The organism is Rothia sp. HMSC066G07, from assembly GCF_001814485.1.
Lineage (GTDB): Bacteria > Actinomycetota > Actinomycetes > Actinomycetales > Micrococcaceae > Rothia.
The window spans coordinates 101,939-123,445 of record NZ_KV816924.1 but is presented as its reverse complement, the minus strand read 5'-3'; the positions used below and the strand labels follow the sequence as shown (position 1 = coordinate 123,445).

Here is a 21,507-nt window from a genome sequence, read left to right as displayed (position 1 = left end):
AAAAATATGTCTCTGATCGCCAAATGCTATTTTGAATTCACGAATCTATTTCGTGTATCCGGCGACAGAAACACCCTTGGGCAACAAAAGATCCCCTTGTAGATTTTCGTCAACGCTTACCCAGCGTCCATCCAAAAACTCTCCGTAGAAATCTATAGTTGGGTGGCGGTCAGTATGAAACATATCCCGAAAATATTTCACTTCGCCGGTATCGCGATACACAAAATAGGCGTCTCCATATATCGACAATTCCGTCTGCAGCTTGTATATTTTTCGTCCCTGAATCTCTCGGCTACCGTATCCGTGAGTTTCCACCATATACGATTCAATTTCTTGATCCGAAACAATCCACCCCTGGTTATTGGCTATAAATTCGTACACATTGGGAAAGATAACTTTCTCGGGGTCAACAATCTTTGCTAGGGGTTCAAGATCACCGGTCAAATACCCGTAGTTCTTGGCAGCGTTATAGTAGGCGAAGAACAAGTACATACCTGAAATATCGTATGTATTCATCTTCTCGCGGATAACTGGGTAGGGTACATTCTGTGCGGGTGCCTCACGGGTTGCGGGAACGTAGAGACCGTCCTTGCGGTATGCGGTGTACACCAGCCGACCAGATAGACCTGCTGCAGTATTCTTGTAGCTTTCCTCTGCAATTGTTGTTGCAGGCTCGGCGGCGGCTAGTGCTTGGTTTCGCTTCCATGAGGCATCTTCTTGCGCGATTCGCTCGTTTAGCGAAGCTTTCCAGTTTGAGCCAGCCACATACAGACCCGATGCTGCGGCAGTGCCTACTACAGCAGATCCCAGTAACAGGGCACGACGAGAGATTTTGGGGTTCTTTTTCTGCTCTGATGGGTTATTGCCGGTTGAGGATTCCCGAAGAGCAGGAGTGTTATTGTTTTCCTTCACTGTTTTCCTTTCCTTTAGTTCCCCTGCACTGGGCCATATGTGGGGGTAAAGTTGACTTCCCACTTGGGGTCCAGGAATCGACACACCATAGTTCCGTAGATGGACCCACCTGTAACAATGTTGCGAGTGTCAAAATCAGTAATCGGGTAGAGCTTTTTCTCCCCCACGATAAAGACTTTCGCCTCTGGTTTCAGGTCGTATCGAACGTTAATTTCGCATACGTGATTTGCTTCATCCACAATACGGGGCTGAGGTTCAAGAATCGTGAAATTAAGAATTCGCTGGTTCGGGGTAATGACCCAGCCACTAGCGTTGTCGTAGAGCTCTTGGATGGTGGGGAAGAACAATCCGCCTAACATATTTTCAAGATGAAGTCGTCGCGACTCTCCGGATAGAAGCATATAGTTCTGATAATTTGCATAATAAGTGACCGCGATATTCATGGAAGAAGCCGTCATATTACGCTCATATGTGCTGTTGTAGTATGGCGGCGGCGCAGCGTATGCGGGATGTTCTTCCGTTGCCGGTTCATATATGCCGATATTAAATACATTTTTCGGATCATTGATTGCCTCGCGGTAATCATAATCGTCATGGAATGGTTTTGCGTAGGCATTGTGCTTCGGAGAAGCGCTAGCTGTTGCCGAAGGGGTTTCTTTTGATTTATTATCTTTGGTTTTTGGCGTGGATGAGCAGGCACTCAAAGTTAAGACGCTGCCAACGCCAAGCACGCCCTTCATAAAACCTCTACGAGAGCTACGAAAAATCATAGTCACAGCAATAATCCTTGGGGTTACATAAATTTTCTACATTTGTTGTGAGTTGAAATATCTAATGCATCAACTTATGAAGAACACTCATTGTTCAGATAACAAATGAGATCATTAAACGAATAAATACCTTTAGCGAATCAACATCTGACTCGTCTGAGTTAGGTATTTGAGATGAATCGTGAGAGCCTCAGCGCTCTCATCTTTAAAAGGCGCAGGGACGGCATGAGCCTGAAAAGTAACCATGTGTTTAGCTTCCGGAAGTTGAAGTTGATGTGACGGTGAACGAGCATCCTCGCCCACACCTCAAGGTAACACACGCACACTCTGCATACGAACTCAGCAAGACGGATTCCATCTCCCCTAGCCAACCACGAGGAGCCAACCTCAAAAGCCCAGCAAGAAACCCCCACCAGCACAGTACCGAAAGTACCGCACCGGCGGGGGTCCTAGAAAAGCACTACAGCTGCCCGAATCCTTGCGGGTAGATCGGCTCGTAGGTGTTGCGGTTACTGTAGCCGTCGCGGTCAACCACAATCACCCACTGCCCACGCAGATGCTCCACAGCCAGCGAGAAACGCCCCAGATACTTCAAATATTTGCGGATATCCTGCTTCTCCCCCGTCTCCTTAACATAAAACGCAAGGTCCTTAGCCTTAGTCGTGTACAGGGTGCTCACCAGGATTTTTCGGCTCGTATTTTTAGCCTTTTCACCCGCGATAAGATCATCAACAACGTTGGCGCTCAGCACGTTCTTGTCAGCCGAAATAACCCATCCGCGCTTCTCCCTGTACAGGCGAAGAATTTCGGGGTGCAGCACCTTTTCCGGGTCCGTGACCTTAGAAAGAGGCTCCGTATCGCCCGTGTGGTAGAAGTAATTCATCGACGCGAAGTAGTACGCCAAGAACGCGTACAGGCCAGCGCGGTCGTAGTTATCCATTCCGGGCTGTTGAATAGGGTACGGCACGTTCTGCGCCGCCTGCGCCTCGGTGGCAGGAATGAAGCGACCCTTACGCTCAAACGCCGTGTAAACCAACGGCCCGGAAGAGGTCCCCAAGGTACGGAGCTCATCGTACTTTTCCGTGGGTTCCAGGCGCACAAATTCCTGGTCACGCTTCTTATCGGCTTGAGACTCCGAACCCGTCCCGTTGAGCAGTTTAGTACCCCAACCAAAAGCCACCGCAACGAGGGCGGCACCAGCGAACACGCCAGCTCGTATAAACTTGGCGCGAGTAATCACAGACCTCATGAGCGCTCGTTGCTCGTTATATCCAGATCGGTTATATCCGGGTCCGCCAAAGTTATTCGTCATGCTTCTCTCCCCTCCTCTAGCTCAGGCTATTTTCTGGAATGAATTGGACGGGCCTCCACTCATTCGTGAATTGTGTGCGTAGAGTCCCGTGGATTGCGCCGTCACGGATCAGGCCGCGCGTATCAAAATCAGTGATGGGGTACACCTGGTTCGTGTCTTTGCGGTACACCTGAACTTCGGGAAGGATATCGAACCGCACGTTCCATTCCACAATTTTTAGCGTCTCGTCGATGAGGCGCGGCTGCCCCTCCAGCAGGTTCATGGTCAGAATCTGGGGGTTAGGGGTAATGACCCAGCCTTTACCTTCTTCGTAGAGGTCCTGAATGGCGGGGAAAAACATTTCTTCGCTGATATTGTCCATCCTCAGAACTGCCGGTTCCGAGGCGAGAATCATGTAGTTTTGGCAGGCGTAGTAGTAGCCCAGGTAGGGGCGCAGGTTCCTCGCCGCATAGTGCCTCGGCCTGTACCTCACGCCCGGGGCGGGTGCCGAGTAGGCGGGGTGGTCCCGGTTTGCGGGTGTGTAGGGTCCAATCACGCCATCGGCAACGTACGGGTATGTTCCGGTGTAGTCTTTTTCGTCAAAGAGCGCTTGAGTGTCTATGGGCATTCTTTCCCTCCCTGGATTCCATGTTCATGAGCTACTGAGTACACGAGCTGCTGAGTTTGCGAGCTGCCGAGGCGGTTCTGGGCTGCTCGGGGCGGCTGGGCTCAGCACCTGGGCGTCTTCGCCCGCCTGTATTTGCTTGTCGGTAGAGGTGCGTGTGCTCCCTGCTTCATCCCCCCCCCGCGGTAACCATATGGGTACCGTGGGGGAGCGCCGGGAACCTCTACATTTCCAGTCTATTAGAGGCACCTCTAACCCTCCCCAGCACAAGCCGCACACCCAGGGAATCCACAGCATATAGCCAGGAAACAGCCCCGTCCCTGCCCGCGCAGGATTATCCGGGCATGAGCGGGCATGCAGAAACCCCCGCCGGAACGGTACCGAAATACCGCCCCGACAGGGGTTTCTTACGCTAAAACTCTGCGCTACTGTACGTAGAGTCAGATGAGCCGCGCCAGATTAGGCGCCCAGTGCCTCCAGGCCGGGCAGGGTCTTACCCTCAATGTACTCGAGGGAAGCGCCACCACCGGTGGAGATGTGGCCGAACTGCTCATCCTTGAAGCCCAGGTTACGGACTGCAGATGCGGAGTCGCCACCACCAATGATGGAGAACGAGTCAGACTCGACGATAGCCTGAGCCACTGCGCGGGTACCCTCAGCGAAGGGAGCAATCTCGAACACGCCAACGGGGCCGTTCCAGAAGATGGTCTTTGCACCCTTGATCTTCTCAGCGAAAATCTCGCGGGTCTTGGGGCCAATGTCCAGACCCTCAGCCTCTGCGCCCAGCTTGCCGCCGGTCAGGTCCTCAATCGGGCGAATCTCGGTGTTAGCGTCAGCGGAGAATGCATCAGACCAAACAACGTCCACTGCGGTGATGATCTCGGTGCCCTTCTCGGGAGCTTCCTTCAGGTAACGCAGAACGTTCTCGACCTGGTCCTTCTCCAGCAGCGACTGGCCGACCTCGTAGCCCTGTGCGTATGCGAAGGTGTAGCCCATACCGCCACCAATGAGGATGGTGTCAGCCTTACCAATCAGGTTGTCAATCACGGCGAGCTTATCGGAAACCTTAGCGCCACCCATGACCACGACGAAGGGACGCTCGGGGTCGTTCAGGGTTTTAGCCAGAACGTCAACTTCCTTCTTCACCAGGTCACCCAGGTATGCGGGCAGACGCTTAGCAACGTCGTAGACAGAAGCGTGCTTGCGGTGAACTGCACCGAATGCGTCGTTCACGTATGCGCCGTTCTCGCCGGTCAGTGCGACCAGCTCGTCAGCGAATTCGCCGCGCTCTGCGTCATCCTTGGAGGTCTCGCGTGCGTCGTAGCGGACGTTCTCAACAACCAGAACTTCGCCGTCAGCCAGGGCTGCTGCCTTAGCCTTTGCGTCCTCGCCTACCAGGTCGGTTGCAACCTTCACGGGCACGGATGCCAGCTCAGCCAAGCGTGCAGCTGCCGGTGCGATGGAGTACTGGGGGTCAACCTTGCCCTTGGGGCGGCCCAGGTGTGCGGTCACGATAACGCGTGCGCCAGCCTTGGCAAGCTTCTCAATGACGGGCAGGGATGCGCGGACGCGGCCGTCGTCGGTGACAACGCCGTCCTTCAGGGGTACGTTCAGGTCGGAACGGACGAGAACGTGGCGGCCTGCGACGCCTTCTTCGAGCAGTTCGGACAGTGCCTTAGCCATAGGAATTCCTCCTGGATAGGTGGGTTTATATACCGTTTCCATCATACCGAATACTAGGGTGTTTGACAGCCTAAAAAATAGCTTTTACATGGTGTTTTTCCGCAGAATATCGCGGATATTGGCACTCTCTAAAACCTATTTTCTTACGGTATTTTTGACTCGAAAGGGTGACGGAAAACAGTATGTTTATACGTTATTGAGGGTTTTATTAAGACCTTTTACACAGAGCCTTGGTACAGCAAACCCCGACTCCCCCGCTTAATGCGGTGGTGCCGGGGTTCACTATGCGTTAGTTACGCGGGGTGACGCTTACACTCGGTGAGCGTCGTAAGCCTATTGGGGCTTAGAGGGATGCCACAACCTTGTTGGTGAACATCACGAGGCGTGCAACGTAGCCGTACTCGTTGTCGTACCAAGCGATAACCTTCACCTGGTCGCCGATGACCTTGGTCAGCGGTGCGTCGAAGACGGTGGAGATGGACTCACCCTCGATGTCCTTGGACACGATGGGATCCTCGTTGTACTTGATGATGCCCTTCATGGGGCCCTCAGCTGCTGCCTTGACTGCTGCGTTGACTTCCTCAACGGTGACCTCGCGCTCAGCGGTGAAGGTCAGGTCGGTGATGGAGCCGGTGATGGTGGGAACGCGGACTGCGAAGCCGTCCAGCTTACCCTTCAGTTCGGGCAGAACCAGGCCAACAGCTGCTGCTGCACCGGTGGAGGTGGGGACCATGTTCACAGCTGCTGCGCGTGCACGGCGCAGGTCGCGGTGGGGAGCATCCTGCAGACGCTGATCAGCGGTGTATGCGTGGATGGTGGTCATCAGACCCTGCTTGATGCCGAATGCGTCGTTCAGGACCTTAGCCATCGGAGCGAGGCAGTTGGTGGTGCAGGATGCGTTGGAGACGATGTGGTGGTTAGCTGCATCGTACTGGTCGTCGTTCACGCCCATGACGAAGGTGCCGTCGATGTTCTTACCGGGAGCGGAGAGGATAACCTTCTTAGCGCCAGCCTCGATGTGTGCCTTTGCCTTGGTGCCGTCGGTGAAGAAACCGGTGGACTCGAGGACTACGTCAACGCCCAGGTCCTTCCAGGGGAGGTTCTGGGGGTCACGCTCAGCGAGGATCTTGATTTCCTTGCCGTCAACAACCAGCGCGCCTTCCTTGACCTCAACCTCTGCGTTGAAGCGACCCATGATGGAGTCGTACTTCAGCAGGTGTGCCAGGGTCTCAACATCGGTGAGGTCGTTGATTGCGACGATCTCGAAGCCGACGCCCTCGGTCTGAGCTGCGCGGAAGAAGGTGCGGCCGATGCGGCCGAAGCCGTTGATTGCTACGCGTACAGTCACTGGAGTATCTCCTTGTCAGTGCGTTGGTGGCGGTGTACGAATCCGATGCCTTGTGGGCTCTGGTTTAGTCGGATTTGTCCGTGCTCTATGTTGCCCGGTGTGTTCCGCCGTTGTTGGTAATAATCCTACCCTAGTTTGTGTGTGTTTTGGTGTGTTCTATCAAGAAATTTTTGTGAGTTGCGCCATAAAAATCGGCAAAAACCCGTTGTTTTCTGTTGTTTTACGTTGTGTTCGCCCCTAGAAAATGTTGCGATACGGTCACGGCAACATAAACACACACGAAACACACATTTGCTAAAAACCGCGCCATATCAAGGCAAAATATGAGGGTAAAAAATACCCTTTCACCTGCGAATGGGTTTCAATGACACCCAATACGCTCGCACGCGGTGCAAATTCTCACTCAAAAACAGACGACCCCAAAGTAAGACACACCACAGCCTTAAAAGGGCTAAATACGCCCCCGGCACACAGTTTTCGTGTCGTGTTTCGTGTCGCCCGCGGCGCATTATACGGGAACACCGCGCAGGAACACCGCATGAGCACATCCGCGGACACACGGCACAAGCACACAGCACAAGCACACAGCGCAGGGTCAACACGGGCACGCTGGATAGGCGACTAGTACACGATCCTAATAAACGACCAGTGCCACAGCACCCAGCCCCGAATGAGCCGACAGCACCGGCGGCAGCGCACTCACCAAAAACTCCGGCGCCGAAGAAGCGGCGGCATCATGAACTAGGGAGCTCTCCCCCAGCATCTGCTGAACCTGCTCGTACAGCTGCACCGCCTGCGCCGCATTACCAACATGATGCACCGCAACCACCTCACCGCGCGGGGATGCGGCAAGCGAAGAACTGGCGGGGTCGGTGGCAGTAGAGCCCACGGAAGCAGAGCTGAGCGCCGCCGCATGCTGATGCTCACGGCAGGTTTGCACGGTCACCTCCACCAGGCGCTCCAGGGCGCGCGCCGCAGTGCGGGGGCGCTCCACATACGCCAGCTTGCCCTCGGTAATCGTGCCAATCGGCTTAATCTGGAACATCTGACCCACCATCGCCAACGCCGGGGAAACACGGCCACCTCGGCGCAACGCATCCAGGGTCGGGATATAGAAGTAGAGCGTGGACTGCTCGCAGACGGACTGAATGTAGTCCACCAGCTGCGCCACAGTCGGGTAGTCAGAGCTCGGGTAGTCAGGGCTCGGAACAAAATCAGAGGAAGCAGAGTTCAGCACCTCCAGGGCGCGCACCACCGCATGACCGTAGGCACCGGCGACCGTGCGGCTATCCACCACGCTCACGCCCTTAGAACCCAGGCGGCTCAGGCGGGCACCGGTGCGTGCCGCCTCCACCGTGCCCGAGAGCTCACCGGACAGATGCACCGATACCACATGCGTAAAACCTCGCGACGCCAACTCGTCATACACATCAGCAAACACGCCCGGCGCGGGCCCGGAAGTGCTCACCGTCTGACCCATCACGTGTGCAAGCATAATCGCCTCATCCACCTCGGCGGCGGTCAAATCCTGCAGCTGACGATCCGGTGAACCGGGCGTGCGAATAGTCACCGGCATCGGAACGAGCACAAAATTACCGCGAGCGCTCAGGCGCTGCACGAGCTCCGGGTCGAGGGCGGCGGCGCTATCGGTTACCACGGCAATGCGGGGCGCATTATCCTGCTCGTGTGCAGGATGTGCCCGCTCAGCATGTTTCTGCTGAGTATCCTTCTGGCTCATTAGTCCCTCTCCCCTGCTGGTTATATTCACGACACAACTATTGTGTCTGGCGTCTCATTGTGGGCTTCTACCACCATAGCCCCGGCAGAGCAGAACGTCCAGGTTCAACGCGCTAAAGGCCGCGTTAACGGCGCAAGCCCCGCCGCGCCTCCGGGTTCGTTCCATAAAACGAACCGAAGCCACAGCGGGGCTTGTGCTTTATCTAAGAAGCTTAGTTAGCTACAAAGCTTAGATTACGATGTTCACGAGCTTAGGCGCACGCACAATCACCTTGCGGATCTCGGCGTCACCAATCGAACGCTGAACAGTAGCATCCGCCAGAGCCAGCTCCTGAAGCTCCTGCTCAGAAATATCCTTTGCAACCTCCAGGCGAGCCTTGACCTTGCCCTTAATCTGCACGATAGCGGTGACGGTGTCATCCACCAGCAGAGCCGGGTCAACCTCGGGGAAGCCCGCGGTCAGAACCGGGGTGTCGTGGCCGAGAGCGTGCCACATGTCCTCAGCGGTGTACGGTGCGTACAGAGACAGCAGAATAGCGACAGTCTCAGCAGCCTTACGAACAGCCGGGTCAGCCTCACCAGCACCGGAGTCAATAGCCTTACGGGTAGCGTTCACAAGCTCCATGGTCTTAGCAACAACCACGTTGAACTTGCCGTTATCCAGCAGGCCCTGAACCTCGTGCACGGTGCGAGCAATCAGCTTCTGCAGCTCCAGGTCACCGGTGGTTGCGTCAACGCCGGGTTCGCTGGTGACGTCCTGAGCCACACGCCATGCGCGAGCCAGGAACTTCTGCGAACCGGACGGGGAAACATCCGCCCAGTCCACGTCATCCTCGGGCGGGGATGCGAAAATCATGGTGGTGCGGATAGCGTCCACACCGAACTTGTCGAGCTGCTCACCCAGGTTCACGCCGTTACCCAGCGACTTGGACATCGCCTTACCGCCGTTGAGCACCTGACCCTGGTTCATGAGCGCCTTGAACGGCTCATCGTGCTTAATCAGGCCCAGGTCGCGAACAACCTTGGTGAAGAAGCGTGCGTACAGCAGGTGCAGAATAGCGTGCTCCACACCACCAACGTACATGTCGACGGCACCCCACTCGCTCATAGCCTGCGGGTCGAAGGGGCCTTCATCGAAGTTCGGGGAAACGTAACGCAGGAAGTACCAGGAGGAATCCACGAAGGTGTCCATGGTGTCCGAGTCACGGCGAGCCTGCTTGCCACACTCGGGGCAAGGCACAATCGCCCAGTCATCGGCAGCAGCAAGAGGCGACTGGCCCTTAGGAGCCAGCTGCTCACCGCGCAGGTTATCGGGCAGCAGCACCGGCAGCTGATCCTCAGGAACCAGAACCTCGCCACAATCCTCACAGTGAATCACGGGGATGGGGGTGCCCCAGAAACGCTGGCGGGACAGCAGCCAGTCACGCAGACGGTAAATGACCTTGCCCTCACCGGTGCCGGCAGCCTCAACCAGCTCAATAGCCTTAGCGAGCGCCTCAGCCTTCGGCAGGCCGGTCAGCTCACCGGAGTTGATGAGCACGCCGTCACCAGCTGCGGCAACACCGCTGGTAGCCGGGTCCTCAGCACCCTCAACGTCCAGAACCTTCACGATGGGCAGGTCGAACTTCAGGGCGAACTCGAGGTCACGCTGGTCGTGCGCGGGCACAGCCATAATCGCGCCGGTACCGTAGTCGGCGAGCACGTAGTCAGAAGCCCAGACGGGCAGCTTCGCGCCGGTCAGCGGGTTAATCGCGTAGCGGCCGGTGAACACGCCGGTCTTCTCGCGGTCGGAGGACTGGCGGTCAATGTCGCTCAGTGCCTTAATGTCTTCGCGGTACTGCTCCAGGGCAGCCTTGTGCTCGGGTGCCACGATCTGCTCGGCGAACGCCGCATCCGCAGCAACCACGATGAAGGTTGCGCCGTACAGGGTGTCCGGGCGGGTGGTGAACACGGTGAAGGACTCAGCAGCCTGGTCCTCGGTCGCCTCAATCTCGAAGCGCACCTCAGCGCCCTCGGAGCGGCCAATCCAGTTGCGCTGCATGAGCAGAACACGGTCGGGCCACTTGCCCTCCAGCTGCTCCATGTCGTCCAGCAGCTGCTGCGCGTAATCAGTGATCTTGAAGTACCACTGGTTTAGCGACTTCTTAGTCACGGTAGTACCGCAACGCTCACACGCACCGTTCACAACCTGCTCGTTCGCGAGCACGGTCTGGTCCTTGGGGCACCAGTTGACCATGGAGTCCTTGCGGTACGCCAGGCCCTTCTTGTAGAACTGCTCGAACAGCCACTGAGTCCACTTGTAGTACTCGGGGTCCGAGGTGTGCAGGCGGCGGCTCCAGTCAGCGGCAATAGCGTAACGCTTGAAGGACTCAGCCTGAGTCTCAATGTTCTTGTACGTCCACTCCTTGGGGTGAGTGTCGTTCTTAATGGCTGCGTTCTCAGCGGGCAGGCCGAAGGAGTCCCAGCCAATCGGGTGCAGAACATCGTAGCCGCACTGCTTGAAGTAGCGGGCGTTCATGTCACCAATTGCGAATGCCTCCGCGTGACCCATGTGAAGGTCACCGGAGGGGTACGGGAACATATCCAGCACATACTTGCGGCCCTTGGGGGCGTCACCGGTGGGCTGGAAAACCTTCGTTTCGTCCCAGTAGGGGCGCCACTTGGCTTCCATAGCGCGGAAGTCGTACGCATTTTCGTTGCGTTCGGTCTCTACCTGAGCAGACACAGCGATTCCTTAAATAAAGACAGGTTGATAAAAACTTAACCCTCCAAGTGTAGCGCGAAACCCGCACCGCGCCAGAGTTGAGGCCGCCTCGACTACCAAATGGACGGCACCACCCGCGCGATTACCCGCGCGATTATCGATGCGGCGGGCGGGTTTCAGAGCCCTTTCAGGCTTCTCCCCTAGAATTAAGAACGGGACTTTGCCGTCCCAGTACCCAACCCGCGAAAGGTACCCATGACCTCCACCGTTACCCCGGACTCCCCCAACACCTCGATTCTTGAGGGTGTGCCCGGCCCGCTCATTCCCGGCACCCGCCACGACGCCCTCATCGGTGACGGCGCGCAGGCGGTCATGACCCGCTACTGGCAGTACGGCAAAGGCATGAACGACGGAGTCTTTCCCGAAGGCTCCTACCCCGTACTGCTCGTGCACGGCTTCCGCGGCGACCACCACGGTCTCGAAATCATCGCGAACTACCTGCTGAAGCTCATCCCGAACGTCAGCATCATCAGCCCCGATCTGCCCGGCTTCGGCCGCTCCGCAGACCTGCCCGAAAGCACCCTGGGTGAGGACAGCATCGACGCGTACGTGGCGTGGCTGAACGACTTCGTGGAACATATCAACCCCGCCCGCGAGGATGCACGCCCCCTGCCGCTGCACGTGGTCGGCCACTCCTTCGGTTCCATCGTCACCAGCGCCTTCGCCGCCGCACACCCGAACTCGCTCGCGTTGCTTTCCCTTATCAACCCCATTAGCGAACCCGCCCTTGAAGGTAGCCAGCGCGTCGCCTCGCGTCTTGCCTCCCTCTACTACCGCGCCGGCGCGGCACTGCCCGAAAAAATCGGCTACCCGCTACTGCGTTCGCAACTGATTACCCGCGCCTCCAGCGAAGTCATGATGCGCACCAAAGACAAGGCAATGCGCCGCTTCATCAACGGCCAGCACGCCGCCTACTTCGGCTCCTTCGGCTCCCGCCGCGGAGTGCTCAGCGCCTACGAAGCGTCCATTACGCACACCGCCGCCGAATACGCTGCCGCCATCCGGGTGCCGGTGCAGATGCTCGTCGCCGAAGACGACGACCTGGGCACCCCCGAAACAGCTCGCGCCATGTACGCGACGCTGACCTCCCGCGACCTGCCCGCTACTTCGACCGGCGCCCGCGAGCGCCTGGACATGATCCCCGAAGTCGGGCACCTCATCCACTACGAAACCCCTCGCCGCGCTGCGGAACTCATCGCCGATTTCGCCGCCGGCCACTCAGGGAACGAGAAGTAAGGAACCAACATGAAACTCATGGTTGACGCCCGATACACCCGTATCGGCTTCCACGACGGCATCAGCCGCTACACCGCGTCCCTGCTGGGCGCGCTCAAAACCCTCATCGACACCGGTGACGAAGCCGCCGCCGACCTCGACCTGACCATGATCATTAGCGACGAGCGTCAGCTAGACATGCTGCCGGATTTGCCGCACGTGAAGATCTGCTCGCCCACCGGCCCGCTCGAACCGACCGCAGCCCTGCAGCTGAACAAGTATGCGCCGGACGTGGTGTTTTCCCCCATGCAGACCATCGGCTCCACCGGACGCAAGTTCAAGCTGGTTCTCACCCTGCACGACCTGATTTACTACTCGCACCCGACCCCGCCCGGGTTCCTGCCCGCACCGGTGCGCGTGGGCTGGCGGCTCTTCCACAAGACCTACACTCCGCAGCGCTTCCTGCTCAACCACGGCGACGCGGTCGTGACGGTTTCTGAGTCGACAGCCTCGCTGATTCGTGAGCACGAGCTGACCACCAAGCCGTTGTTTGTGGTGCCCAACGCCCCGCAGCCCGGCAGCGTGGTCTCCCGCCAAACCGCGCTGGAACGCGCCGCCACCCGCGAAGAGCAGCCCGTCAAGCACCTGGTGTACATGGGTTCGTTCATGCCGTACAAGAATGTTGAAACCCTGCTGCTGGCGATGCGTTCCCTGCCGGATTACCGCCTGCACCTGCTGTCGAAGATGCCGCCGCAGCGTCTGGTGCAGCTCACCGACGAGCGCCTCATCGGTGAGAACGTGGAGGTGCATAACGGCGTGAGCGATGAGGAGTACCAGCAGCTGCTCCGCCAGGCGCACGCCCTGGTGACCGCCTCCCGCGAGGAGGGTTACGGACTGCCCGTGGTTGAGGCTCAGGCTGCCGGTTGCCCCGCGGTGATTAGTGACATCCCGATTTTCCGTGAGATTGCGCCGCACGCCGTGTTCGCGCCGGTTGACGGTGCCCCGGAGGCGCATGCCGCCGACTGGGTGAAGGCAATTCGTTCCCTGGAGGACACCGCCGTTCGCGAGCGCGTCATCATTGATGGACTCTCGGATGTGCGCCGCTACTCCTGGCGTGACTCTGCACTCAAGCTGCTGGAGGTCGTGCGCGGGCTCTAAAGCCTGCGTTGGGCAAAGAAATGCCGCCGCACTCCCCCAAAACTCGGGAGGGTGCGGCGGCATTCTCGTATTCAATTCATGCGCGCCGGGAAGCGTATGCGGTATGCAAGAACGGCTTGCGGCAATGATGTACAGCGGCGGTTCGCTACACACTTCCTCCGCGCCGACGCAGGGAACCCGCCCTCGCAGAGCTCGGGCACCCTGAGGGCGCATCCGGAAGGCGTAGCATCACCGCATCACACCGGAGCAGAAATCCTTAGACCGTAGCAAAGCTACCGGTACGAGCCGCTTCCTTCGCGGCCAGCTCATCCGCATGACCGTACGCGTAGAAAATCTTCGCGTCATCCAGCTCAGCAAATCGAGCCAGGTAGCGGCACACCGCGCCACGCTGAGCCTTCGTCATCGAGGACAGCAGAACAGGGTCCGGGTGAGTAATGCCGTTGTCGCGGCTCGGTGCCGAACTACCGAACTCGGGCTCGTAATCAGAGGTGATATTGGTGAAACTCATCGGTGAGTACCTTTCCTTAGGGCGTTTCTTAGGGCAGCGCCGCAACAATGCAGACGCTACCGGAGGCAACACCGCGAAAAGAACCTACGGAGATCATCGGAAGTCTCTTCGCAGTAGTGGTTGTGATACCTCTAAACTACCCAAGAGCTAATCAATGTTCAAGAACCGCCAGGGAACGCCCCCATAGTGGACACGTTCCCGGTTGTCAGGAAGAAATCAGGGGCATCATAGCGGCATGGGACCGCCGAGTCTCCAACCGAACTGAAACCTGCCCGAAAGCCAGCGTGAAAGCCAGCCCGAAAAGCAGAAATGCTGCCGCACCCATAAAGAGTGCAGCAGCATTTCTAAAAACTAATTGTGCAGGCTACGCCATAGTTGCGTAGAGACCGCGCTCGGCATCCTTACGAGCCAGCTCGTAAGCGTGACCGTACGCGTAGAAAATCTTTGCGTCATCCAGCTCAGCGAAGCGCGCCAAGTAGCGGTAAACAGCTCCTCGTTCTGCGCTGGTCATGTCGGAAAGCAACACGGGGTCCGGGTGCATGACGCCGTAATTGTGTACAGAAGCAGACCCGCCGCATGCAGGTTCGTATGCGGGGGCGATCATAGTCTGAGTCACCAGTATTCATCTTTCGTTGGTGCGCACGGTTGTGAAGCGTACGCGAAGTTGAGTGATAGATACTGCCAACACCACCTCGACAAGCGCCGAAATAGTATCCGCAGTGCTGAATATATTACCGTGGATACGGAGACTACGCCAATTAGAATCAGCCAAACCCCAACAAATCTTAGGTGCACACGAATGCATAAAAATTCTGGGGTGCCCTTCCAACGGCACCGCCTAAGCACCCTAAACTACAGCGCTCTGCCCTGCTTTACTCTCCTGCTTTTTCTCCCCTGCGAGGTTATGTTCCTCTGCATCCTCAGCGTCTTCATCCTCACCGTCAAGACCCAGAAGAGCCGTCACCATCGGCAAAGGATTGAACTCGCTCAGCTGACCCGTGCGGTCCACCTTGCGCATCATGAACGCACGCTGCAAACGCCGCTGAGTCCACGGCGAAAGCACCATCATCAGCAGCGCCTCCACCACAAAAATGCCGACCAGAATCCACAGCAGCAGATCCGAAGAACCCGCCTGCTCACGCAGCTGCTGAGCATCCGCCACCAGACGGTCAAAACCCTCCGAATGTAGGTGCGACGTATCAAGTCCCGTCAACGCGGACAGGCTCACCGGCGACGCCACATTCAGTAGCACCGACAGCATCAGCAGAAGCACCGCATACAGCCCGTAATGCATGGTGCGCATCCACTTCTTCACGCGCGCAAAACCGCGGTTCAGTTCCGCACCAATATCGGTGAAAGCCGCCGCTTTCTGCGCCTGCTCACCCGCCGGCATCATGTGCGGCACCAGACGGTGCGCAAGCATCAACGGCACCGGCGAGCACGCATCAAAATACTGCATGTGACTATTCACCGACGGGCCCGGCAGGGTCACAAAGCTGACGTCTACATCGGCGGGCTGAGTAATATTCGACCTACCAATACTGTCACCACGAGCGGAAATCTCGCACCGGTCAGCCACATCAAGATCCTGCAGCATCGGCGCGTAGGCGCGCACATACAGGTGGCAGGCGCTACGCACCGACATCATGAGCACCAGAATCAGCGCGCCCCAAAACGCCACGGAGGCGGCGGTCAGCTCAGGGACCACGCCCTCAACACGCAACTGAGCCAGCAGCAGCATGAACACCGCGTACAGCATGAAAACGCCGTGCACGAAAAGCAACGGAATCAGCCACTTCACGTAGGCGCGCGTGCCGTACGGGTTGACCAGACGCGCGTCTTCTGGGGTGTTTACCGAGGTTTTTGCGGATATATCTGCGGAGGCGCTTTCCCAGGCGCTCTTGCGGACAATACGCGCCCTACCCTTCAGGGTGCCCAGCATGCTCGCAACCAGCGGCGCAATGCTCAACACCAGAGGTACCGCGCTCAACGCCAGGGGTACCAGCATCGTATAGTGCAGCAGCGAACGGTGCGGACCAAACAGCAGGGACGCCTCCACCAGCCAGGAAAACGCCGCGACCGCGCTCACCCACAGCAGCATGGAGCGGTTACGGTAGCCGCCCGCAGCATCCAGGTGCCCCGGAATGTCGTTGCGGTCACTAGCGATAATGCTAATCGGGACCACGCCACTACCCAGGCCGTAGAAGAAACGAATCGGCTTCTTACCCGCCGCTGCACGACGGCGCAGAAGCTCATAGCTCAAATAGCCGCCCTGCGAATGGGCAATAATACCCACCGCGTCGCTACGGGAACTCAAATCGTCCAGCTGACGATCCAGACGCGCATAAATACGCTCCAAATCGCGCGAGTCCGGGCTGGTCGCCGTCTGAATCAGCTGAGTCGAAATAGCCTTCATCAGCTCCCACAGTTCGCGGGCACGACGAGCCAAAACCCAGCCCACAATACCCAGGCCGAGCGCCGCCGCCAGACCCGTAAATGCACCCTGCGGAGTACCCAGAGACGCCACAAAAGCATCACGGAACGTCATGAGCGCCATAGCCGCCAACACCAGCCACAGCGCCACGTTCACGAATCGAGCAGTAGAACGTAACAGGTGCCCGGCACGCTCACGCCAGGTCGCGCCGGGGCGCTCATAGTAGAAGCAGAACATCAAAAACAGCGGCAAAACCGACGCCAGCCAGGGCAAATGCTCCTTCAACGGGCGGTAATGCCGGGGCCGCCAGAAGCCCTCCTGAAAAAGGAGGCTGCGGCGAGCGACCGTGTGAACTGGGCGCGGCTTCGGCTGAGGCAGGTGCGGAAGCTCAAGGTTCGGCAGCTCGATATTCGGGAAATCGATGTTCGGGAGCTCTACCTTGGGAAGCTCAATTTTCGGCAGCTCAATCTTAGGGAGCTCCACTTTAGGCAGTTCCACCTTGGGTAACTCCACTTTGGGCAGCTCTACCTTGGGCAGCTCTACCTTCGGAAGTTCAACTTTCGGCAGACTGATTCTTGTAGATTCTTTGGGCTCGGAGGCTTCGGCGGGTTCTTCCTGCGCGGAGTTCTCCTCAACCTGCAGGCTTTCCTCAACCGGGTCGGCAGGGTACTCCGTGCGCTCAATCGTCAACGAATACGTCAACTCGCTATGGTGGCTCAGCGGGTTCACCTCAGCAGCAGGCGGGAGGGTATCACCGTCAGGAATCACCTCAACACGAACCCGCGCAGAAGCCTCCTCGGCGGGGTTCTCTTCGGAGAGCGCGACAGAATCCGTGTTCAGCGCCAGCAGAGTCTGCACACTGTGCGCCACCGGCTTGCCAAAATACGCGAGCGTCTCACCGTGATTCTGGTAGCCGATACCGTGAACCAGCAGCACCGCCGCATCATGGTGCTGTCCCTTGCGGTGCAGAGCACTCTTCGGATGCGCCGAAGCATAATCAGCCAACCGCCGCTGCTCACCATCAGGCAGCGCACTACCCTTCAGCAGATGAGGCACCTTCGACACGCCTCTCACCTCCTCGCATCTGCGCACAGCGCACCCGCAAACCCGCGTGCTCAACGCCCAACCCGGGGCAAAAACCGCCCCTCACCAGAACACTACAGCACGACTAGAAAATCACAGCACGTCCAAGCCGTCACAGCGAATCTGAACCGGCCGCTCCCCCACGTTCTTCTTCAACGCCGCAATCGTTGCACGCGTAGCACGCAACTCACGGGTCACCTGCTGCGCAATGCCGTACGAAAAGAACATCAGGGTACGCCAATCGCCCTGAACCGGCGCCTCCTCAGAATCCTCCTCAAGAGACTCCGACCAGGCAAAATACCCCTGATCCAGAGGAACCGGACCCACAATACGCAACTGCTCACGCACCCGCTCCGGCAACGCAGAAGAGCCCAAGAACTCCTCCATGAAGGCGCGAACGTCCGCCTCCGCACCGGTCACCGCAGCCGTACGAACCGCCGGAGGCAGACCCGTCTGAGCGCGCTCCTCCAGCTCCCGGCGAGCAAACCACGCCGGATCCCAACGCACCAGCGCCTGCTCCACCGGCGACGGCGAAGCAGTCGTCACCACCGTGCCCTCAAGAGCCGCCGGACGAACCAACGCCGCCGCGTTCAACCAGCGACGCAACGCCGCCTCCGGGGCACGCAACGAATCAAAACGAAGCATCTTATCAGCGTCCAAAAGAAGCGCCGCCGCATAGCCGCCAAAAGCCACCGGCTCAGCACCCGGAGTCGCCACCACCAACGCAGGCTCAGGACCAACCGACGCCCGCACATGGTCACCCGCCGAAGAAATCACCGGAACATTCGGGAACGCACGACCCAACTCCTCAGCAGTACGAGTCGCACCCGCCGCCGAATAACGCCAATGCGTAAAACCGCACTCAGAACAACGCCACTGCTGCGCCAAATGGCCGCACCACGAACACGACGGAACCGACGAACCCGAAGCCACCGACAAAGGTCCGCTACACTCGCCACAACGCGCCGGCATGCGGCAACGCTCACACGAAAACGACGGAATATAACCGCTACGCGCCACCTGCACCAACACGGGACCACGCGCCAACACCCGACGAGCATGCTCAAACGCCAGGTGAGGAATACGCGCCATCGCCGCCAACGGGTCACGCGCCAACTCAAACTCCGAACCCGTCGAAAAAATACGCGGCGAATAATCACGCACCAACGCACGCGGCGCACGCACATGAGATGCCCAACGGGTACGCACCAGACGCGCCGCCTCACTACTCATACTGAACCCGGCAAACAGCGCCGCAGTATTCTCAGCAGAAGCACGCAGAAGCAACACATCGCGGGCATGACAATACGGGGCGCGCTGCTCCACCAGCGAAGAATCGCCGTCATCCCAGCACACCACCAGGCCCAGGTTCGCCACCGGCGCGTAGGCCGCCGCGCGGGTACCAATCACCACCGGCACCTGCCCCAAACGCACCTTCACAAACCCGTGATAGCGAGTATGCGGAGTCGAATCAGAACTCAAACGCACAAACGAGTCAGCGGGCAGACGCTCGGCGAGCGCCGCCTCCAGAAGATCCAGGTTCTTAGCGGTCGGAACCACCGCAATAGCGCCGCGGCCACTCGCAGCAGCAGCCGCGAGTGCGGTCGCCAAAACATCCGCCCACGTGTGCTCCAGGTGGCCGGGAAGAACCGTCATCACGGCGCGAGTTGCGGCACCGGCGGCAACATCTTCAATGAACTCCGCGCCGTTCTCGTAATCGGAGAAGACGGAGGCGGCATCCGGCGCGTCCGGGTTCAGCGTCGGCGGGTCCAGCACGAAGGGTGCGGGCGCGCCGGGGGTGGCAAGCCAAGCGTACGGGTCGGCAGTGCTGGAGGCGGCGGAGACGGCATCAGGCTCAGATTCCGCACACTCAGGTTCCGCGATTTCGGGAGCGTTTTCCTGCGGCTTCTCCCCCGCGCTCGCCGGGGTGCTCCCGGAGACGTTCTCCGGGGTGCTCTCGGGGGTATTGGAAGTACTTACCGGGGCAGAATCGCCCAAATAATCCGACTCATAACCCGGCAGAAGGGGCGCATACTTCTTATCCAGCGCGGCAATACGCGGCGGCACCGCCAGACGTAGCACGTTTGCCACCGTGGAGGCGTAACGGTCAGCAAGCGCCTCGGCAAGCGCAAAAATTTCGGGCGCAACAGAGGGCACACGCGACAGCACCGACTTGAGCGGCAGCAGCGAGGTGCGCGTCCAATCAGTCGTGGCGGCGCGCTCCTCAATGTAACCGGTCAGCTCGTGGCCGTTGAACAGCACGCGCACGCGAGCGCCGGGCACCGCATCCTCACTCAGCTCGGCGGGCACGCGGTAATCAAACGTGCGGTCCACCTGCGGCAGGGTGCTATCCACGCGCACACGCGCAACAGGATTCGGCACGCCGCTCGCCTCCAGCTCGGCGGCAACGTTCACCGGCTCCGGGGCGGCCGGAATCAGGGCATCACGAAGAGCAGGAAATCCCTGCAACAGGTCAAGCTGTTGCAGGGATTCCTGCTGGGCACCCAACGGTGCCGAAGAGTTCGATTCAGAACTGCTCTGAGTCACCCGAATCAGCGTGCTCCTCTACCCTGACAGATATTAGGAGGAGGACACTGCCGAACGCAGTGCATCCACGCGGTTCAGACGCTCCCAGGTGAATTCCGGCTCGGTACGACCGAAGTGGCCGTGAGCTGCGGTCTTCTTGTAAATCGGGCGGCGCAGATCCAGTTCGTTAATGATTGCCAGCGGGCGCAGGTCGAAGACCTCACGCACAGCCTTCTCAATCTTGATCGGGTCGACCTTCTCGGTGCCGAAGGTTTCAACGTACAGACCGACCGGCGCTGCCTGGCCGATAGCGTACGCAACCTGAACCTCGGCGCGGTCAGCAAGACCGGCACCCACAATGTTCTTCGCAACCCAACGCATTGCGTACGCTGCGGAACGGTCCACCTTCGACGGGTCCTTACCGGAGAACGCGCCACCACCGTGACGAGCCGAACCGCCGTAGGTGTCCACAATAATCTTGCGGCCGGTCAGGCCCGCGTCACCCACGGGACCACCCTGAACGAAGCGGCCAGCGGGGTTCACAATGAACTTGGCGTTGGAGGAATCCAGCTCGACGCTGCCCAAAACCGGTGCGATAACGTGCTTCTCAATGTCCGCACGCAGGTCAGCCAGGTCGTAGCTTGCGGTGTGCTGGCTCGAAACAACCACGGTGTCCACGGAGACAGGCACGTTGTTCGAATCGTAGCCGAGGGTCACCTGAGTCTTGCCGTCGGGGCGCAGCTCGGTCAGCAGGCCGTCCTTACGGACCTTGGTCAGACGCTCAGAGAGGCGGTGCGCCAGCCAAATCGGGGCGGGCATCAGCACGTTCGTCTCGTTGGATGCGTAACCGAACATGATGCCCTGGTCTCCCGCACCCTGGCGGTCGTACTCGTCAGCAGCAATACCCTGACGAACCTCGAGGGACTCGTACACGCCGGCGTTAATGTCCGGGGACTGCTCACCAATGGACACGGACACGCCGCAGAACTCGCCGTCGAAGCCGCGGGTCGAGGAATCGTAGCCGATACCCAGAATGGTCTCGCGCACGATGGAGGGGATTTCGACGTAGCTGGAGGTGGTCACCTCACCAGCAACATGCACCTGACCGGTGGTTACCATGGTCTCCACAGCAACATTCGCTGCGGGGTCCTGGGCGATGATGCCGTCAAGGATGGCGTCAGAAATCTGGTCACAAATCTTATCGGGGTGGCCTTCAGTCACCGACTCGCTGGTGAATAGGCGCAGATGGTTATTACTCACGGTTTCCACTCTACTGGTTGAGGGCGCGCGAAGATAGCGCGCTCGTAATGATGACGGTTTCCTTCAATTATGACACGTTTGTTAAGCGCCATTACGAGGCGGAGTGCTGCGTTCACACCCCGGGCGGGCCTTCACTCAGCGCCAGCCAGAGGATTAGGTCAGCGCCAGCAGGCACTTAGGCCAGCGCCAGCCA

15 protein-coding genes are annotated in these 21,507 nt (G+C 58.7%); 2 read left to right on the top strand and 13 right to left on the bottom strand.

The window, feature by feature from the left end:
• Positions 1-45: 45 nt before the first annotated feature.
• From HMPREF2971_RS04210 to leuS, 8 genes are all read right to left on the bottom strand, one after another.
• The gene (locus HMPREF2971_RS04210) at positions 46-912 is read right to left on the bottom strand and encodes a DUF6318 family protein (RefSeq protein WP_049341304.1); all 867 of its coding nucleotides are present in this window, start codon (positions 910-912) and stop codon (positions 46-48) included.
• A gap of 14 nt (positions 913-926) precedes the next feature.
• Entirely contained in the window at positions 927-1,682 is a 756-nt protein-coding gene (locus tag HMPREF2971_RS09220) for a DUF6318 family protein (RefSeq protein ID WP_246825049.1), read from the bottom strand.
• 460 nt (positions 1,683-2,142) lie between these two features.
• Positions 2,143-2,931, bottom strand: coding sequence for a DUF6318 family protein (locus HMPREF2971_RS04200; protein ID WP_246825037.1), 789 nt, complete (start codon positions 2,929-2,931; stop codon positions 2,143-2,145).
• 79 nt (positions 2,932-3,010) lie between these two features.
• Positions 3,011-3,601 carry a DUF6318 family protein gene (locus HMPREF2971_RS04195; protein WP_070616322.1) on the bottom strand — a complete coding sequence of 197 codons (591 nt, stop codon included), beginning with the start codon at positions 3,599-3,601 and terminating at the stop codon, positions 3,011-3,013.
• Between the two features lie 456 nt (positions 3,602-4,057).
• Positions 4,058-5,281, bottom strand: coding sequence for a phosphoglycerate kinase (gene pgk, locus HMPREF2971_RS04190; RefSeq protein ID WP_070691543.1), 1,224 nt, complete (start codon positions 5,279-5,281; stop codon positions 4,058-4,060).
• A gap of 343 nt (positions 5,282-5,624) precedes the next feature.
• Complete coding sequence (gap, locus tag HMPREF2971_RS04185; RefSeq protein ID WP_070691540.1) at positions 5,625-6,629, bottom strand: type I glyceraldehyde-3-phosphate dehydrogenase; 1,005 nt, start codon at positions 6,627-6,629, stop codon at positions 5,625-5,627.
• 634 nt (positions 6,630-7,263) lie between these two features.
• Positions 7,264-8,367 carry a DegV family protein gene (locus HMPREF2971_RS04180; RefSeq protein WP_210398872.1) on the bottom strand — a complete coding sequence of 368 codons (1,104 nt, stop codon included), beginning with the start codon at positions 8,365-8,367 and terminating at the stop codon, positions 7,264-7,266.
• Between the two features lie 228 nt (positions 8,368-8,595).
• The gene (leuS, locus tag HMPREF2971_RS04175) at positions 8,596-11,097 is read right to left on the bottom strand and encodes a leucine--tRNA ligase (protein WP_371440848.1); all 2,502 of its coding nucleotides are present in this window, start codon (positions 11,095-11,097) and stop codon (positions 8,596-8,598) included.
• A 228-nt stretch (positions 11,098-11,325) separates the two neighbouring features.
• Between leuS and HMPREF2971_RS04170 the strand changes: the two genes are divergently transcribed.
• Both HMPREF2971_RS04170 and HMPREF2971_RS04165 read left to right on the top strand, forming a co-directional pair.
• Positions 11,326-12,366, top strand: a complete 1,041-nt coding sequence (locus tag HMPREF2971_RS04170) for an alpha/beta fold hydrolase (RefSeq protein WP_049349712.1) — start codon at positions 11,326-11,328, stop codon at positions 12,364-12,366.
• Positions 12,367-12,375: 9 nt separating this feature from the next.
• On the top strand, positions 12,376-13,503 hold the full coding sequence (locus HMPREF2971_RS04165; protein ID WP_070691533.1) for a glycosyltransferase family 4 protein: 1,128 nt from the start codon (positions 12,376-12,378) through the stop codon (positions 13,501-13,503).
• Between the two features lie 256 nt (positions 13,504-13,759).
• Here the strand turns inward: HMPREF2971_RS04165 and HMPREF2971_RS04160 are convergent, their stop codons facing one another.
• The 5 genes from HMPREF2971_RS04160 to metK all read right to left on the bottom strand — a co-directional run bounded on the left by HMPREF2971_RS04160 (position 13,760) and on the right by metK (position 21,314).
• Entirely contained in the window at positions 13,760-14,011 is a 252-nt protein-coding gene (locus HMPREF2971_RS04160; RefSeq protein ID WP_049346313.1) for a hypothetical protein, read from the bottom strand.
• A gap of 364 nt (positions 14,012-14,375) precedes the next feature.
• Positions 14,376-14,627, bottom strand: coding sequence for a hypothetical protein (locus tag HMPREF2971_RS04155; RefSeq protein ID WP_049327135.1), 252 nt, complete (start codon positions 14,625-14,627; stop codon positions 14,376-14,378).
• Between the two features lie 231 nt (positions 14,628-14,858).
• Positions 14,859-17,510: an aconitase gene (locus HMPREF2971_RS04150; RefSeq protein ID WP_246825035.1), complete on the bottom strand. Its 2,652-nt coding sequence runs from the start codon at positions 17,508-17,510 to the stop codon at positions 14,859-14,861.
• Between the two features lie 111 nt (positions 17,511-17,621).
• The gene (locus HMPREF2971_RS04145) at positions 17,622-20,075 is read right to left on the bottom strand and encodes a primosomal protein N' family DNA-binding protein (RefSeq protein WP_070691530.1); all 2,454 of its coding nucleotides are present in this window, start codon (positions 20,073-20,075) and stop codon (positions 17,622-17,624) included.
• A 33-nt stretch (positions 20,076-20,108) separates the two neighbouring features.
• Positions 20,109-21,314 (bottom strand): methionine adenosyltransferase, encoded by a 1,206-nt coding sequence (gene metK, locus HMPREF2971_RS04140; RefSeq protein WP_005506182.1) that lies wholly within the window; start codon positions 21,312-21,314, stop codon positions 20,109-20,111.
• Positions 21,315-21,507: the final 193 nt, after the last annotated feature.

Excerpts from the sequence above, each read along its gene's own strand:
- pgk (WP_070691543.1), bottom strand. The coding sequence starts at position 5,281 with ATGGCTAAGGCACTGTCCGAACTGCTCGAAGAAGGCGTCGCAGGCCGC.
- HMPREF2971_RS04195 (WP_070616322.1), bottom strand. The coding sequence starts at position 3,601 with ATGCCCATAGACACTCAAGCGCTCTTTGACGAAAAAGACTACACCGGA.
- HMPREF2971_RS04160 (WP_049346313.1), bottom strand. The coding sequence starts at position 14,011 with ATGAGTTTCACCAATATCACCTCTGATTACGAGCCCGAGTTCGGTAGT.
- HMPREF2971_RS04170 (WP_049349712.1), top strand. The coding sequence starts at position 11,326 with ATGACCTCCACCGTTACCCCGGACTCCCCCAACACCTCGATTCTTGAG.
- HMPREF2971_RS04200 (WP_246825037.1), bottom strand. The coding sequence starts at position 2,931 with ATGAGGTCTGTGATTACTCGCGCCAAGTTTATACGAGCTGGCGTGTTC.
- HMPREF2971_RS04180 (WP_210398872.1), bottom strand. The coding sequence starts at position 8,367 with ATGAGCCAGAAGGATACTCAGCAGAAACATGCTGAGCGGGCACATCCT.
- HMPREF2971_RS04165 (WP_070691533.1), top strand. The coding sequence starts at position 12,376 with ATGAAACTCATGGTTGACGCCCGATACACCCGTATCGGCTTCCACGAC.
- HMPREF2971_RS09220 (WP_246825049.1), bottom strand. The coding sequence starts at position 1,682 with ATGATTTTTCGTAGCTCTCGTAGAGGTTTTATGAAGGGCGTGCTTGGC.